The sequence below is a fragment of the Geofilum rubicundum JCM 15548 genome (assembly GCF_000974365.1).
Lineage (GTDB): Bacteria > Bacteroidota > Bacteroidia > Bacteroidales > Marinilabiliaceae > Geofilum > Geofilum rubicundum.
This window is the reverse complement of sequence record NZ_BAZW01000002.1, coordinates 174,508-192,305: the sequence shown is the minus strand read 5'-3', so window position 1 is coordinate 192,305 and position 17,798 is coordinate 174,508. Positions and strand designations below refer to the sequence as shown.

Annotated in this window: 11 protein-coding genes; all 11 read right to left on the bottom strand. The window is 48.8% G+C overall.

From position 1 onward, the window contains the following. Positions 1-46: 46 nt before the first annotated feature. Complete coding sequence (locus tag JCM15548_RS02100; protein ID WP_062122223.1) at positions 47-2,704, bottom strand: LamG-like jellyroll fold domain-containing protein; 2,658 nt, start codon at positions 2,702-2,704, stop codon at positions 47-49. Then, the gene (locus tag JCM15548_RS02095; protein WP_157482321.1) at positions 2,686-2,898 is read right to left on the bottom strand and encodes a hypothetical protein; all 213 of its coding nucleotides are present in this window, start codon (positions 2,896-2,898) and stop codon (positions 2,686-2,688) included. Before JCM15548_RS02095 ends, JCM15548_RS02100 begins: the two co-directional genes overlap by 19 nt. 93 nt (positions 2,899-2,991) lie before the next feature. Continuing rightward, a complete protein-coding gene (locus tag JCM15548_RS02090) occupies positions 2,992-4,926 on the bottom strand; it encodes a T9SS type A sorting domain-containing protein (RefSeq protein ID WP_062122221.1) in 1,935 nt (644 codons plus the stop codon). Positions 4,927-4,961: 35 nt separating this feature from the next. Then, a complete protein-coding gene (locus JCM15548_RS02085; RefSeq protein ID WP_062122220.1) occupies positions 4,962-6,617 on the bottom strand; it encodes a hypothetical protein in 1,656 nt (551 codons plus the stop codon). A gap of 32 nt (positions 6,618-6,649) precedes the next feature. Then, positions 6,650-7,183: a hypothetical protein gene (locus tag JCM15548_RS02080; protein WP_062122219.1), complete on the bottom strand. Its 534-nt coding sequence runs from the start codon at positions 7,181-7,183 to the stop codon at positions 6,650-6,652. Continuing rightward, the gene (locus JCM15548_RS02075) at positions 7,180-9,792 is read right to left on the bottom strand and encodes a SusC/RagA family TonB-linked outer membrane protein (RefSeq protein WP_162198160.1); all 2,613 of its coding nucleotides are present in this window, start codon (positions 9,790-9,792) and stop codon (positions 7,180-7,182) included. Before JCM15548_RS02075 ends, JCM15548_RS02080 begins: the two co-directional genes overlap by 4 nt. Before the next feature lie 36 nt (positions 9,793-9,828). Then, a complete protein-coding gene (locus JCM15548_RS02070) occupies positions 9,829-11,412 on the bottom strand; it encodes a fasciclin domain-containing protein (RefSeq protein WP_083984919.1) in 1,584 nt (527 codons plus the stop codon). Between the two features lie 53 nt (positions 11,413-11,465). After that, positions 11,466-13,070 (bottom strand): fasciclin domain-containing protein, encoded by a 1,605-nt coding sequence (locus tag JCM15548_RS02065; protein ID WP_162198159.1) that lies wholly within the window; start codon positions 13,068-13,070, stop codon positions 11,466-11,468. 8 nt (positions 13,071-13,078) lie between these two features. Next, positions 13,079-14,572, bottom strand: coding sequence for a RagB/SusD family nutrient uptake outer membrane protein (locus tag JCM15548_RS02060; RefSeq protein ID WP_062122215.1), 1,494 nt, complete (start codon positions 14,570-14,572; stop codon positions 13,079-13,081). Between the two features lie 33 nt (positions 14,573-14,605). Continuing rightward, positions 14,606-17,383, bottom strand: a complete 2,778-nt coding sequence (locus tag JCM15548_RS02055; protein ID WP_262486857.1) for a SusC/RagA family TonB-linked outer membrane protein — start codon at positions 17,381-17,383, stop codon at positions 14,606-14,608. After that, on the bottom strand, positions 17,349-17,771 hold the full coding sequence (locus JCM15548_RS22640; protein WP_227625343.1) for a hypothetical protein: 423 nt from the start codon (positions 17,769-17,771) through the stop codon (positions 17,349-17,351). Before JCM15548_RS22640 ends, JCM15548_RS02055 begins: the two co-directional genes overlap by 35 nt. Between the last annotated feature and the right edge of the window lie 27 nt (positions 17,772-17,798).

The window sequence follows — 17,798 nt, the reverse complement described above, 5'->3', positions numbered from 1 at the left end:
GCTACAAAACTAACCTGAAGCAGGTAGACAAGAAATAGAAAATTGTTCAATTAACAGGAAATTTAAGCACTTTAACCGATTGCATTTCTGCGCCGAGGCGAACCACGCAGACATAGACGCCGGAAGACAAACCTTCCAGGCCCTTAACCTCTAGCCGGTTATCAAATACCGGCAGTTCCTCACTAAAAACCAGTACGCCCGCCTGATTGAACATTTGTACCCAAGCCATTTTCTCTGAAGCATCCGCACCGATGTAAAGGCCGAGTTGATCATTAAAAGGATTGGGATGAGCGCGCATCTGTACCTTTTCTGAAAGTTTGTTCCCTCTTAACGATGTGGCTTCATGGGCAAACAAATCATATACGGCATCCGACGACAAAACGCCATCGACAAAACGCAGGTCATCCATGCTCCCTCCAAAAGGGGTATTGTGATAGCCATCGCTATTCCCTATAATGAGGTCCGTGAGCACGCCTATTCCTCCCAGGGTGTTATCAACCTTTGTGCCCATCAATTCACCATCCAGATACATCTCCAACTGCTGATCTTCTACGTTACGAATGCATACCAAATGGTGCCATTCGTTATCAAACCACCGCCCCGGATCACTCAGATTAAGATCCGTCTTGGTGGCATTATCATCCACCGCAAAGGTCAAACGGTCCGGTTTGTACTGAATGCCCATCCATTTTCCGTTACCGCCATTAACGGCATCGTGCATCCCCTTGTGCAAAAGATAGGTGTCCGGGATTTGGCCGGGCGACCTAAACCACAAGGAAATAGAAAAAGAAGACTGGTCGAGCCATAAGCCTTCATTGTGGGGGAACCGCAAATAGGAAGCCTCCGGTTCACCGGGAAAAACAATGGCATGGCCACTTTTTCCGGCCACCCATGTCGGGGTAAACCCCGCGGCAAGCGCCTCCGTTTGGGACACCTGGTCAAGTGCTGTACTACCGGTTTGCTCATCAAACAAGAAATGGGCGAGCAAAGTATACGAATCTTCCTCCCGGGTAGAAAAACGCCACACCTCACTGACAGATTCGCCCAAAACATTGGTCGCTTTTACCTGCCAAAAATAAGTACGGCCAGGTTGAAGTGTTTCCACCGTAAAGGATTTTTGGGCCAGATCTTCTGCCAACAAGGTCAAGCCTTCAGCACTTTCACCCATATACAGATCAAAGTACAAGGCCCCACCCATAAAACTGGTTTCATTCACCCAACTTAAAGCAAGGTTGCGGTAGGCGATCTCCGCCTCATTATCAGCCGGAAAAGGGTCCACTGTCTCCCGCGGAGGCGTAGCTTCTTCCAGCGTTTTTACCGAAAGCACATCGGAATACACCGATTCCATGCTTTCATGGACACTTTTCAATCGAAAATAATAGGTCGTACCACTGGTCAGATCCTCCTGGACGAAATTCGTGACCAAAGCACCAACGCGACCCACTTCCGAAAAATTGATATGGTCACTGCTCATTTCCACGACCACTTCATGCTCAGCCGACTCTTGATTGTTCCAGGAAAACTCAAGAGAGGTCTTGCTGGTATTTACCGCTGTGAGTTCCACCGGATATTTCAGAAAGGGCTCAGCCGATGTAATGGCGTTAAAATACCGCTCAATATTGGTATAACCATCGGCACCCACCACCATGGCATCATTCACGTTGGGGTCGGTACCCAAAACAGTTTCCCAATTGTCGGGTATGCCATCATCATCGCTATCGACAGCTAGTGGTCCCCTGAAAATTCGTCCGGGACCATTCGTCGGCAACTCATTCTCTGAAGAAACGATGGCACCCACCGTGCCCAGAGAAGTCAGTTCACTGATCAAAAAAGCATCCACCTGATCGCGTGCCGGGATGATTTTGCCCACACTGTCTACGATCCAGGCATAAGCAGCATCGGCTGCCATAACATGCGGGAGTTCGGGATGCATCTGTGGTATCTTTTTGGGATCAGAATCCGGAAGGTTGGCCCAGTAATCGGACGACTCCACCCAAAGGGCGGGCCCGTAATCTGCCTGAACAGAAAGGGTTCCGTCCAAAACCCCGTTGCGGTTGCCATCATGATAATTACCACCGGCCAACAACTGAAAATTCGTATTCGCTCTGGAATAAGGATTACTGCCGGAACCGGGTCCGTTTATGAAATAATTGTTTTCAATGGTCGCCCATGAAGTTCCCTCGGAATCTCCCAGAATATAACAACCACCACCACCCCAGTTGTAAACCACATTGTTGACAAACTGGTTGAGTCCTTTGACTTTCGGATTTCTGGTATGGTTATCGATGTACAAATTCCGAAACAAAGAGACGCCTCCGTTGGTCTGCACCAGACCACCGGCGGAATGGTTCAGCAGTCCCTGAGCAATGATAGAATTCTGAATGGTGATATTGGAGGGTTCCGTACCCTTATTGTCCCAACTGATGGAAAAAGTCTCATCCCTTCCCCAGGAAACAGATACATGATCAAAAATCATATTGGAGCCATTGGCTACGCCTGCGGCATCCTTGCCGCTATCTCCCCCAATGCCCATCCGAAAAGCCATGTTGCGCACAATCAAATTGTTGGCTCCGGAAAAAGAAACCCCGTTGCCGTAAACCACCACACCCTCGCCCGGAGCCGTTTGTCCGGCCACCGTAATATTGTTCGAAAACACCAGGCGGCTGTTGATCTCAATGACACCGGCTACCTCAAACACCACCATCCGGTTGGGTTGACTGACGGCATCCCGAAGGATCCGGGACCGCTGTCGTTTAAGTTGGTGACCTTATAAACGGAACCTGCTCTGCCACCCGTGGCATAGCGCCCAAAACCAACAGCTCCGGGAAAAGCGAGCTGTTGGGCCGTTAATCCACCCCCCAGCAAAGCAAGCATGATAACTATAAATAAACGCCTCATAACAAAAATTTAAGTAAATAAAAAAGTGCATCCTATCCGGAACCGTAATGTCTGCCCCGGTTACAGATGCACTTTTTGAACCACAAAGATAATCTATTGTACAACCATCTTCTTCACGATTACGCCTTCAGCTGTGTTCAGCCGTACCACATATAAACCCGCCTGAACACCATCCAAAGAAATCGTCGTTTCGTGACCAAAGGCCTCCTGGCGCTTAACCATCTGTCCCGAAGCATTGAAAACCTCAACGGTAAAGTTTTCTGAAGTTGCCAGACTTACGGTAAAACGACCATTGGAAGGATTCGGAAACAACTGAGCACTTTCAGCCACCGGATTTCGCAGTGAAGTGAATTCACCGCCGCCGGCAGTAAGGGTAATAACGCCCGTTTCCATAAGGGCGCTGGTATCCCAGACCCAACCTTCATCGGTCATGGGCAACAATATTTCGCTGAACGCTACCGAATTATCGGCCAGCGCAGCATCCCAAAGCTGGATGGCGTCTCCGACGTTCAGACTATAGTAAGTAGCCAGGCGAACATCCAATACGCCACCTTCCACCTTGATGGAGTCACTCACCAGTTTATCAGAGGCATCGATGCTTCCCAATTCAAGCACCAGACTCGAAGTGGCCTCCAGAAAAACTGTAAAGGCCTTGGGTTCTTTCCCGTCCTCCATCATCGAAGGATCAAAATCCTTTACCGTCAACACGCCTACACCATTGTCGCCAGGCTCAAGCGTTCCGGCCACTTCCACGCTTCCGGAAATTCGTCCGCTACCACCTAAGGCCGCACCTTCCTTCACCCAAACAACTGTTTCGTAAGAGGAGGAATGTCCGGTACCCGAACGCGTCCCTTCGGGATTACTGATCAAAACCTTACCTTCCACCACATCAATACCGCCGGTGATATAATTTTCTCCATTGGTAAATGTATAGGTACCGGTACCCACCTTGATCAAACCTACCCGGTTATCTCTGCGAGGCATGGCCACTGTTTCGCCACCCACCAAAATGTCGGTGGTCGCTACGGGAAGAATCTTTCCGGCGAATTCCACATCGGTATTGAGTCCGCCCACCATCCAGTAAATGCCGGGGGTGGTAGATGATTTCATATAGCCATGAATAATCGATGTTTCATCTCCCTTCAATTCACCTATCACATAGCATCTTTCGCCCGACTGAGAATACAGCGCTCCTCCGTCCATCAAGGAAATGCTGTTATCGGCAAACGTAGAATCCTTTCCTTCAAAATCACCGGCATTCCAGGTAATACCCGTCTGCAAGCCCAGACCTGTATAACCGGGATTGAATTTGGTATCACCCGACACTATAACATTTCCTGTAAAATCCTTCCAGTTGGTAGCCTCCTGATCCAAACGGACAAAAGCCCGTTCACCACGACTGATGAAATGAAGGGTTCCTGAACCGGTTAAGTGGTTAAGAAATACGGAGTAACGGTGTGCGATCACGGTTCCGGTAGATCCTTCCGGAATCTCGATCTCTGAATTCATGGTGTAACTGGTCGATCCGGAGGCACTGGTGGACAATTGAATGGTGCCCCCCTCCAGTCGGACTTTGGGACCAAACACATTGGGATCGTCGACCTTGGGCGAGGTAAGCATGCCTTCCCGGACAATGGTACCACCCAAAAGCTCGTTGACCACATTGGTGGTCAGTTCTCCGGCTCCTTCTTTTACAAGGGCCCCGGCTCCGGTAAGTTTGGCCTCTACTTCTACCCCGGGCTCAAAAACATAGGGAAAGGCCTCACTGTTGTTGACCTCAACACCGCCGAGGTTAAGCGTTCCGCCAACCACAACTTTTTCAGCACCTTCCTTCTCATATCTCGAATCATCAAACAAGGCATGGTCTCCTTCTGCCAAAACAGTGGGAAGTGGGAGACCCTCCACCGGCAACCAATTGGGCGTCACAAAATCCCAGACTTCGGATGAGGCCCCTTGCCATTTTTTCACGGTCTGTGCAGATCCGGCCACGGCCAGGGACAAAGCAATTACGGTAAATAATGTTTTCATAACAATCAATTTTTAATTAACAAAAAATAAATAGCTCACTGATTCAAGTCCAAATCAAAACTTATAAACCAGTTATCGGGGTTCATCAATTTGGTATGTATCTCACTGCGTTTCCCTTCAGGGTATTTCGCACTGACACGATCGGCCAAAATGGCGGGATCATTCCATCTTCTGGCCATGCGCATTAAAGCAAAGAGTGCCTTGGCTTCTCCTGCGCTTTCCATAAGTGTTTCCTCTGCAATCAACAGGTCCAGTGTCTTCTGATCCTCGCTGACATCGTCAGATGGATCACGAACAATATCTTCACCCACTTTACCCAGCAGTACCCGTCCCCGAATGCCCTGATTGGCACCTTCACTGGTACTCCCTGTACGGTACAAGGTGGTTGGATAGGCTTCAAAAGGCGGCATGAAAACCCCCTCGGTGGTATTAAAATAGGTCTCAATACCCCCATTCAATAAAGTCAGGGCCTCTTCGAAACGTCCCAGTTGTCCCAAAGCCTCAATCAACCACAAATGAATGTCGGCTGCCCGGTAAAGATTGATGATCACATCCTCCCGATAAACACGGTCGGTTGAACCATGGGCCGAAATAAATTTGTTGACCACCCATTGCCCGTTTAACAGGGCAAAGGTTTTGCCCTCGCCCCGACTGGGATCTCCCAGTGTTCCGTCGATTCTGACCTGTTGTTGGAAACGCGCCATGGATGCTTCGGAGGGACGCAGCAGGTAATCATTGGGGGAAAGATTGGAATAGTAGGGCACCAAACGATTGGTTTGCTTGAGGTTGTAATCGTAGGTGAACATAAAAATGGCCTCTTTACGGACAAAATCCCGGAAGAAATTGATCCATTCGCCACCCCATTCACTCTTGTTCACCTGGAAACTGCTTTCAGTGCCACCCTGACGGATAATGGCCAAACAGTGGTTCACGACCTGCTGGTAATTACCCGCAAAAAGATACAGCTCAGCCAGCAAGGGGTCGGGGTCGGGACAAATGCGGTTCCACTGCAGGTTGGCCGGACTGTCGCCCACTCCGGGGAACAATACGTTGGACCACCTGATTTTGCCCTTTCCATTTATTTGCTCTCCATTCACCACGACGCCTTCCTCTATCATTCGGATGCATTCGGCCACGACTTCATCAAAATCCATCAGAGGATGTCCATCCAAAGTAGTAAAGGCTTCAAAGGGACTATCCACCCAAACCGCCTCTCCATACAATTTGGCCAACATCAGGTAAGCCCAGGCCTTGTAGCGGAGGGCGCCGCCCACCAGTGCCTCCAGTGTTTCCTTTTCAAGTGAAACCGGATTGTTCTGCACAAAGGTGCCCACATGATGGAGATAATCATTGGCATTCAGTATAACCGCATAATAAGCTCTGGGACTGGCCAAATCACTACTGACCGTTTCTTTGTAGTGGTACAGATCCACAATATCAGCGCCGGCATTTTCGGTGGGTTCCAGAAAATCGCCTCTGATACCTTCCAGCAACAAGGCCTGATCGGCCACTTCCTGTACTTTTGCGGCAATACCCATGTAACCCGAATACAACTCTGTAATGCTGGAAGGATAATCCTCCTCATACAATACATCATCCGGGTTCACCGCGAAATAATCACTGCATCCGGCCAACAGTAAGAGACCCAGCACTGGCCACCAAAAACGGAAATTGATATGTAACTTATTCATAGTTGAATCTTTAAATCAAATCGGATAATCATTTAAAATTGAAGCCTGAATCCCAGCTTAAGGGTACGTGGGTGCGGCACTTTTCCGAGATCAAAGCCTTGCATCATCGGATGGGACGAATAATAGAATTCAGGGTCACTCCCCAGATAATCGGTCACCGTCAGCAAATTCTCACCCGAGACATAAACCCGGCCGCCCTTAATAAAGGACAGGAAGGACTGGTCAAAGGCATAGGATAGGGTGAGCTCCTTCAATTTCAGGAAAGAAGCATCCTCCACCCAACGGTCGGAGAACCGACTGTTGCCCATGGGATCCCCATAAACGGCTCTGGGCATGTCGGTTGTCTGCCCGTCCATCGACCAGGCCCGAGCGGCCGAAGTCAGTTGATTCTCAAAACCGGTCATCGCTTCCCCCTGACGGCGAACCGCATTGTAAGCCGAGTTACCATAGCTGTAGATAAAGTTGGCCGACAACTCCACGCTTTTATACCGCAGTGAAGTAAAGGCGCTTCCAAAGAAATCCGGATTCGGATTTCCAATGACCTTTCGGTCGGCTTCATCAATCACCGCATCCGCGTTGTGATTGACAAAGCGAACATCCCCACCTGAAAAGGACGTCCTGAAAAGTCCGTAAAACCATCCTGAGCCGCGTCCTGGTCCGAGGCATATACGCCCTTGGTCGTATGGCCATAAAAAGCATAAACAGGTCCGCCTTCCTCTGAAATCAAGGCCGAACCATCGGCAAACTCATTGACAACCGGTGCTTCGCCTCCCAGACTGGTCAGTTTATTTTCGTTTTTGGACACGGTGGCCCCCAACACCCAGTGGTAATCCTGGTGGTTGAGCACATAATACTGCCACCCGAGCTCCACCCCCTGGTTTTGTATTTCAGCCATATTGTCCATAATGACCGGGAAGCCGAGCACGGGTGATACTTGTCGACCCAATATCACATCCGAGGATAATCCCCGATAAACATCCACTGAAAGATCCAGTCGGTGGTTCCAAACCGACAGGTCCAATCCGGCATTCAGGGTATGGTTTTTCTCCCATTCCAACAGGGTATTGGGCACATTCGCCCGAACGATACCCGACAATTGTCTGAAAACCTGGTTGTAGTAATAATACTGCCCGATACTGGAAGAGAAATGACTGTTCCCGGTAGTGACAGCTTCAGCTCTCAGATCCAAGCGATTGATCCAGTTCAGGTCCCGTAAGAAAGCCGTGTTCTTCAGATAAATGGCAGCATTCACAGAGGGGAAGATACCATAGCGGCTGGCATCCCGACCCGAGGCTGAAGTGCCATCCAAAGAGGCTGTTACACCTAAGCTCGCCAGGTTCCTGTAATAATAAGCGGCATTGGCATAAAAATTCATCCAAATCCATTCGTCGATGTAGCCATCGAAAGACCGGCCAATGTTACTCACATTGTCCAATGTCCGGAAAAAATCGGAACTGGTATTTCTTCCGGATCCGGAATCGTACTCCCGCCGGGTGATGGCCGATTGCAGTCCACCCGTTAGCACCACCCGGTGCTGATCATTAAAAGCAGCCTTGTAAGAAGTATTCAGGTTGTAAAACAAATTGGACGTTTCCCCAATACCCAAACGAACCGTATTTTCGGCCAGACCACCCACCAGGGGCATAATGGTCCGGTCCGTCAGACCCGGAAAAAACACGTTTTCACGGTTGTAGTTCTGAAACAATCCCACCATCCCGGAAAGCATCCAATCCGGGGTCAGTTGGTATTTCAATCCGGCATTCATCAGTACGTCATAAGCCTGACTTTCGACCAAAGATTGGTTGATAAGGGCGAGTGGATTGGTTACGGCATTGTTGACCGGAATATGGCCTTCTGCATCCCGAATGGGTGCATAGGCAGGAATAACGTTGTTGTTGAAATCCTTCTGATAAGGATGAAAAAGAGGCGACTTGAAAAGGGACACCATCAGCGGATTGGTTTCCCGCTGCAAACCCTGTTCCTGTAGCTTATTATTGTAATAGGCCAGAGCCATATGGGCATATAGTTCCAGTCGGGAACTCACGTTAATATTGGCATTCAACTTCATGCTGTAGCGCGAAAACCCGGTATTGTCGATGACCCCCTGCTCATCTAAAAAACCAAAGGTCAAATTGTACTTGGCAATGGCATCTCCCCCCTTTATTCTCAAGGTATTGTCCATAACAATGGCCGGACGAGCGATCTCTTCCTGCCAGTTGGTGGAGTTGTTGTAGAGATAATTGTAGAAATAATCCGGATCATCTTTCAAATAAGGGAACTCCTGCAACACCACCGCCATGTCGTCATAGCGGGTAAGCGCCATTTTACCAATGTATTCCCGGTAACCCACCCTGTCGAGCACCGGCAAAGATTTGGCTTTCTGCGAAACGCCAAACTGGGCGATGTACTCCACCCGGGTATCCATATCACTGGCATCATCCGTTTCAATCATCAGAACCCCGTTGGCTCCCAACGAACCAAATACCGACGCCTCTGCGCCCTGCAAAAAACTGACGTTTTTAATATCTGTCGCTGCAAAAAGCTTCAAAACGTCCGTGGTGTAACCCGAAATAACCCGCGATTCAGAATAATCCGGAAACAAAGGCATCCCGTTCACCACAATCAAGGGAGAACTATTACTGACAAAGGACTTAATGCCACGTGCCTGAAACACATAACCCTCACCGGGCATACCACTTTGATTGATCACCTGCAGTCCGGGAATCTTATTCTGAATGCCCTGTCCCAGAGACAGGGCACCCTCTGAAAAGTCTTTATGGCTGATATTGGTCACCTTGCTTGCTTTCAGACGGGACGCTTCTTGTCTGCCCGGAAGCAGGATCTGCTCACTGTAGTTGATTTTTTGTTGAGGTATCAGAATAAACAAAAAGGGTCCCTCCCTATCCAGTCTTTGCTCCGCCGTGTAATAACCTTCGGCCCAGGCCTGAACAAAACCCTCCAGAACCGGCACCTCCATAGTGAAAAAACCGGTGCTGTCAGTCTCCACAGGCTCCGAAAGACCGACTGCAGTAACTACTGCATGGGGAATGGGTTTTCCGTCAAAAGGAGACAATACCTTTCCGGTCACCTCGTGCCTGTTCTGGGAAAATAAAGTACCGGACAACAGTAAAAAGGTCCCTGCCATTACCTTACAAACAATGCTATATCGTTTCATCTGTGATTGATTTATAAATTTTAAGCTCATAAGCCACTAATAATTATTGGCTGTAGGCTTTAGTGTCCAATGGTAAATCTGCATTCTCTTTACAGCTCCAATAGCCATCACCTTGTTGAATTTCACTTTTATCCGGAAAGTACTCATCTCCTCTCCCTCCACCTGAACCACACCGACCAGTCCTCCCAGACCATTCCAGCGTCGGATGTTCGGATCGGTTTCATTCACCCGGTCGTAATTCCAGGGGGTAGACTGGGCGGCAGGAATCTCTGTGGCCACCGGGCTGGCCCCATCGGCAATGGGCGCATCTCCGGAACTGAAATAAATATCGACATAGGGGTGTCCCAGACTCCGGAAACCCATATAGAGATTGTATTCGCCAGGTGGCACCTTTACCACTGAAACCTCCCCTGTTGCTTCATCGTAGTTCAGGGGCGTGAATTCCACAGAAAATTCTTCTTCCGAGTCGGGGTTCCCGGTCACATCCATTAGCCAGTAATAAAATCCGGCTACGGGAGACACATCCCCCTGGGTCACTTTGATTTCCGTACATCCTCTGAAAATATAGTAAGCCTCCTTTTCGGCTTCGTCCGCAAAACCATAATAGTGCACAAGTGATTTAATGCGGTCAATGATCACATTATTGGGGACCTTCATGTCGGTGACATCAAAAACATATCCATTGCTCAGGGGTCGGCCCGATTGTGTATCCACTTCCTGCACCGTACTCCTCCAAACATTTCCAAATGGGGATACCCAATCCACTCTCTCATTATAGTCCTCCACAATGCCCTCATGAAAAACAGCCTCCTTGATCCAGGTCATGGCCATGAGTGAATCTTCTGCACCAAAGACCTGACCCATTAAGTCATATTGGTCTTTCAACTTATCAAAAGTGGCTTCCACCACCTGATTGTTGGGAAGAAACAGCGTGTACTGACTGAATTCTGAACTAAAATCTGCTTGCTCAAACAAGGGGTTGGAGGTATAAAAAACCGAGTCATAAACCGTATTTCCTGTTGGGTCAACCCCAACAGGCGTACTGTTTCTTCGGTCGAACACCCTTGAGTTATAAGACAGAATAGAATCCCGGATCATGGAATGATCATCTCCCAGCTGGCTGATGTAGTCAAACATATTGATCAAGGGCACCATTATCTGATCGATCTCATGCACCACGCCATTTTTAAACCTCTGCGACGACAAAATGCGCGATTCATTCACCAAAGCACCTGATTCCCCAATCGTGATGTAAGTGCCGTTGAAAGTGGGGATTCTTAGTCCGGCTTTCAAATTATTTTCTCCGTAGGCCAGATAATTCAAATGGTACCTGGCCACATGGGATGGCTCCAAATTGCCGATCCCTGACAAATCGAAGTGCTCATTATTAACGGCCCAAACGGTCATATACTGGTCCTTATCCAACTCATCCAGCACACCGGCTTCCTGCAAGAGAGCGCGGAAATCTGAAAACGCTTCTTCGGCTTCGAGGAAGGCACCTAAAGTCTGGTCTGAGGTGGTGACATCTTCTGCCTTATCTGAATAATACTGATTCCAGGCGTCAGAACAAGCCGCCAAACCCAAGAGGCAGAAACAAAATATCGCGACTAAACTTTTCATCTGTATATATCTTTTTTAATTCAATGATCCATGTCAACAGGCAATTAACCGGTTTACTCAACCGGCACAAACTCAAAATAATCCAGATAGACGGCAAAATTATCCGAAGCCAGGATTCTCAGCACGTGGGGAGCTGTCTCCTCAAAAGTCACCCGCCCAATGGTGGTGGTCTGTAACCGGGCGGTGGTCGATGAGGAGCCATGCGTGGCAATCTCCGATCCGAGATAGGTCCCGTCCAGAATGGTCAGAAACTTCCCATAGCGGGTGGCACTGTTGATGCTGTAATAGCGCACTTTCAAATCGTAAGTCCCCTTAACGATGGCCGGCGTTTCCATTTCTATCCATCCATAAAGCCCCCCTTGAAAAACCAAAGCATCGTGATTCATCATACCATAGGGCACGGCATCGTTCCGGTTGGCGACGTAATAGGATACGGCCAGATTGACCCGGTCAGAAGGAATCGCCTCCCACTCGTACGACTGTACCGAACCTTGTTCAATGTACTCACGGTAAGTGGAGGTCAGACCACTTCGCCTGTAATGAGAGGGAAAAAGCGCAGACAGGTCGGCATAATCCGTAGGCTCCCAAACGATTCTGGCAGCCGGAGGCGCCTGAACCTCCATCACCCGGTTCAATTCGTGAACGATGCCGTTGCGGGCATTTATGTTCGACTCAATAATCACCCGGTGAACTTCTCCCGGGGCATAATTAAAAACCAGTGAATCACCCCGCTGTGACAAATTGATCAACTCATTGGGCGCCAGGGTGGCGATGTTTTTAGACGACGCGTCTTCCGGAAAAGAGCTCAACATGGAAAAATCCAGCTGCTGATCCAGAATATGGTAGGCCACATAGAGATACAGCGGATTATCTTCCTGGTCATAGCCTTCAGTTCCCGCATTCAAGTGCTCTATCAAAGCCTCTACATTCGCCATTCCTTCCGCTGCAAAAACCCCGTCATTCACCAAAAAGGACGTCAAAAACCGGCGTTTCTGAATGCTTGCTCCGGTCACGTTGTTGTACTCCGTATAACTGACTTCATCCAGCAGGACATCAAAGCCTGTTAAGGCGACGGCCTCACGAAAAACCGAATATGAACCATTGCTGTTTAACTTGTCCCAAATGCTTTCCACGACAGGTGTCAGCACCCGGTCTATCGAATGAATGATGCCGTTTATGGCGCTAATATCCATCTGAAGAATGCGCGCTTCATTGTTGATAAAAACCGAATCCAGTCCACCGGGACGAAGATCAATAGAAAGATAATCACCGGTAGCCGTGGTGTCGGGCAGCACCCCATTCGCAAAAAGAGACTGGGAATATTCAGCGCCGGCAATGGTATGAAACTTAACGAGGTTCCTGGCCTCCTCTACGGGGAGTGCGGTCACCGAACTCACCTCACGGTCGGCCAGAAAAGCCGCTACAGCATCATTGTCGGGCACAAAACAAGTGTAATTGGCATCCAGATTCAGGGTTTGTTTCAATCCGGCATGCCGGATCAGTTCCACCCAGGCTGAAAATGTCTCCGGGGAATTTTCCAAAACCCCTACTACGGGAAAGTCTTCGTAAGCGGGAGTAATATCAGATTCAAAGGGATCTGAACAGGCATTGGCCAAAATGGCCCCCACCGCCAGAAATATGAAAAATAGTTTATTCATTTGGTCTTTCATTGGTTTCCTAAATTAGAATAATAGGGATTTTGAATCAGCAACTGATTGGCATTCAATTCGTCCTGATGAATGGGCAAATAATGCGAATCGGTATTCATCAGTTTGGAACTCACAATGGCGAGACTGCTCAAAGGCACCACCGAGGTCACTTCCTGAATCAGATAGTTGAGATAGCGGTAATCGTCCCGCTTGGCCACCCGCAGCAAATCGAACCAACGTTTCCCTTCTGCAAACAACTCGCGGTGCCGCTCTTTCATGACCAGTTGAAGCATCTCAAACTCAGTAGCCGCCGGATTCAGATCTCCTTCAATGCCGGCCCTGGCCCTGATTTGATTCAAAATACCAATCGCCGCTTCAAAATTTTCGGTCATCACGAGGGCTTCTGCCTTCATCAGTAAAATATCCGCAAGGCGATAAACAATGAAGTTCTGATCATTCTGTATGGAAGACCGCTTGGCGGTACTGACATCGTAATAGTCGAGTCCCATGTATTTCCAAATTCCCAATGTGCTTCCATCCATCAAGAAACTTCCGTTTACACCGCGGACATCTCCGAAACCCTGGGTTTCGCTAAATACCTGAACCGTGGGCAGGGATGCCAGGTACCTGGGAGAGACATCAAACCAATCCGCAAACCCATTGGTCTGTCCCCGATCATAGGAATATTGAATTTCAAAAATGCTTTCATTGGAATTACCGGGAAAAAAGTTCAGGAACCAATTCGAAATTAATCCCACCCGGCGGGAATCCACGATATGATCACAGGCGGTCATGCAGGCTTCATAATTGCCCTGCCACAAATAAATATCTGCCAACAAGGCATGTATGGTCCATTTGGTGGCCCGGCCTTTGGTATTCATCGGATGCTCATTGTCCACTTCGGGGAAAAATTCCTTAGCGGCCACCAGGGCCTTTTCCAAATCATCCACCAGGTAATTCAGAATAAGGTCCCCGGCGGTTTTCTCGACTTCAAATTTCTCATCATCATTGACATAAGGCTGGGTGATGTAAGGCACATCCCTATAGGTCCGTACCAGATAGAAATAAGCCAAAGACCTTAAAAAATAGGCCTCCGACAAAAAGGAATTCAACTCCTCATTGGTAAAGGAATCATCCATCTCAACGACCTCAGGACCATATTTAATGACCGAGTTGGCAATATTGATCACCTGATACATTTCACCCCATTTGGCATAGGGATTACTTGGAAGGATGTCCATACTGCGTATCCGCTGGGCCGCCCTTGTATTGTCGTCCTGGCCTATATTGAACAGGGCAATCCCATTTCCCCGGACTTCTCCCCAAACAAAAAGCTTATCAACGGAACCACGCAGGCGCACATAACCGGCCGACAGAACAGCTTCCACATCGGCCTTGGTTTCCCAGTATTGGGAAGCCACCTGCGCGTTCTCCGGATAAAGTTCCAGCCAGTCATTACAGGACGTGAAAGAAAGCAGAAACACCATCCCAAACAGTAAGGCCTTTCTCATAATGCGACGTATTAGCGATTGAATTATCATGGATCAAAAATTTAGATTAATACCAAAAGCGATCCTCACCGGCTTAGGGGTATAGGCCTTATCCTTGGCAATCAGATAGGCCACCCCGTCATCCCGCGACAAGGGTACTTCCGGATCCTGGCCGGTATAGTTGGTCCAGGTAAAAATATCATAGATGGTGGTGTAGGCATCCAGACGCTCCACACCGAAACGATCCAAAAACTTAGAGGGAACGCTGTACTTCAGACTCAGGGTTTTCAACCTTAAGAAAGAGGCATCCTCCACAAAGCGGTCGGACCCCAGATAGTTGTACCCCTTATTATAAAGTGCCCTGGGAATATCCGTATCATCCCCTTCATGCCTCCACCGCCTTAAAACGGCCGCACTCTGATTTTGCACCCCATGCATATTCTCTGTATCTATCCGTGTTTGGTTCACCGCCTTCTGACCCGCTCTTCCATGTAAAAAAGCATTGACGGTCAGCGATTTATACCTCACCGTTAACCCGGCACCACCGGTAGCTGCAGGCATGGAATTTCCCAGATAAACGATGTCAAACTGGTCGATCACACCATCTCCGTTAACATCCTGGTATTTGGCATCACCGGGATATACCGGATCTCCACCGTTTCGCACCAATACCGGATCCCCGGAAATATCCTGAATCAACTGCCCCTCCGCATCCCTGGCATAGGTCTCATCCGCATTCTGATAAACACCCAGGTACTTGTAGCCATAAAAGGAGCCGAGCGGATTGCCCTCCACGATCTGGTAAGCATAGGCACCATTCTCAAAAGAATATTTATAATCCGTCAGATTATCCGGTAAGGTCAGTACCTCGTTTTCGTTCTGTGAAATATTAAAGTTGGCAGAAACCGTCCAGTTACTGTTTCTAACCACATCATAATCAATGCGGTATTCCCAGCCACTGTTGCGCATTTCTCCCGAATTGTACCAGTTAATTTTGCTGTGGCCGGAGCTTTCCGGAAGCACGATGTTCTTCTGCAACATGTCAACGGTCAACTTATTGTACACATCAAATGAGGTACGCAGGCGGTCCTTCAAAAAGGCGAGATCCACTCCCAGATTACCCTGACTCACCGTTTCCCATTTGAGATTATTCAAATGAATGGAGTTGGGTTCAATGGCCGGATAATCAATGTAGCCCGGATTGAGTGAATCAAAGGTTCCGATGTAGGAATAAGATCCGGAGGGTGCATTTCCGCTCTGGCCCCAACTCAGTCTCACCTTAAAGGTATTCCACCATTCCAGGTCTCTCAAAAACCACTCTTCATTGGCATGCCAGGCCAGGCCCAGCGTGGGAAAACCAGCCCAGCGGTTATTGGCGCCCATGGTGGAATTGGCCTCAAAACGGTAGCCCATATTAATCATATACCGGTCCAAAAAGGCATAATGCAGGTTGCCGATAAAACCCAATTGCCGCGATTTACTGGAGCCAGACCCCATGTCTGCGATGGTTCCCCCGGCTGTCGGATCGGAGGTAGAGGCAGAAGCATTTCCGCTCACCTCACTTTTGTAATTGGCAGAAACCGATTCGGAGGTCTGGACAATTCCGGTAGCTATGAAATTATGAAGATTCTCAATGCCCCGTCTGAACAACAAGCGATTTTCGGTATTCAGGTAGACATTGTCGGAAAGCATATCCGCACTGCGGTTGAACCAGGGATCGATCCAGGTAACCCCGGTAACCGTTTGGGGCAAAAAACGCTTGTTTTTGGTTTTCCGAATATCCAGTCCCACCACACTAAAAAAATCCAGTCCTCTTAATAAATTGTAATTCAAATTAAACACAAAACGGCTGTTGCTGGAATTGGTATTGTTGATGGATTCATGAACCATCGCCACCGGGTTAAAAACACCCCCTTTTATTTCGGTGCTTCGCATGCTTCCGAGGGTACCCTGAAAATAACTGTTAGGGGTAAAATATTCCTGAGAACGTGTCCCGTCTTCATTCATGTAATAAGGACTCATGTTGGGCATTTTTGTCAAAGCCTGCCCCCTGGGATTGTGCCAGTAACTGCTACGCTCGGCATCTGAAAAGGAAAAATCAGTGGTAATACGTAGTTTGTGACTAAAGCGGTAATTGATGCTCAGCAAGGCACTCAACCTTTCAAACCCGCTGCCAATAGTTGTTCCCTCTTCATTCAGGTAACCCAGAGACAGGCGATAATTGGCCCGGTCGCCACCGCCCGTCATCGAGAAACTGTTGTCGGACGAAAAGCCCCTTTGCGTGATCTCATCGACATAGTCCACATCCTGGTTGTACTCCTTAAAATAGATCCAATTGGGATCAAACCCAATTTCGGGGGTATCAAACAACAAGGAAAGATAGCTCTGACTGTTGGAGAAACCCAGGTCATTAACGGTATTCCAGACCGCATCCTGTATCATGGCCACATATTGAGAAGCATTCAGCATGGGAATGGTAGAGGCTTCATTGCGAACATCATATTTGGACGAAAAACTGAAGCGGGTTTTCCCGCTTCGCCCCTTTTTGGTATTGATCAAAAGCACTCCATTGGCTCCTCTTGAACCCCAAACGGCTGTAGCCGCCGCATCTTTGAGCACCTCAATAGACGCAATATCATTGGGCGAAATATTGACCAGCGCACCAAAATCTTCATCATTGGCCGTGGAGAAACTAAAATCGTCCGCTATGGTGGTCGGGTAAGGAACGCCATCCACCACAATCAGGGGTTCTGAAGAGGCATTCAGGGAAGAAGTCCCGCGTATGCGAATGGAGCTTTTAGCCCCCGGTTCCGCACTTGTGAGGATATCCACATTGGCCATTCTGCTGCAAGGCTTCTTCAATGGAAGCCACGGGAGCGGTTTCCAGCATTTCCGTCGTAATTTTCTGCGTGGCGGTCACCAGTTCCCGCTCAGTTAAACCGACCGATGAACGTTCCACCCGCCGGCCAACAACTTCAGCGCCGGCCAATTCAACACCCTGCGTTTCGAGTTCCACATTCAATTGGGTTTGCCCGGTATAGGGAATCCGCAGGGTTTTATACCCGATAAAAGAAAAGGCTATCGACAGGTTTTCACCATCGGGCACCACTATGATGTACTGGCCGTTTGAGCCCGCCACCACACCTCCCAGTGCCCGGTCGGCCTCATTCACCACAAACACATTGGTCCCAATCAGAGACTCATTCAGATCCTTGTCCATGACCCTCCCTCTGAGCATCGTCTGAGC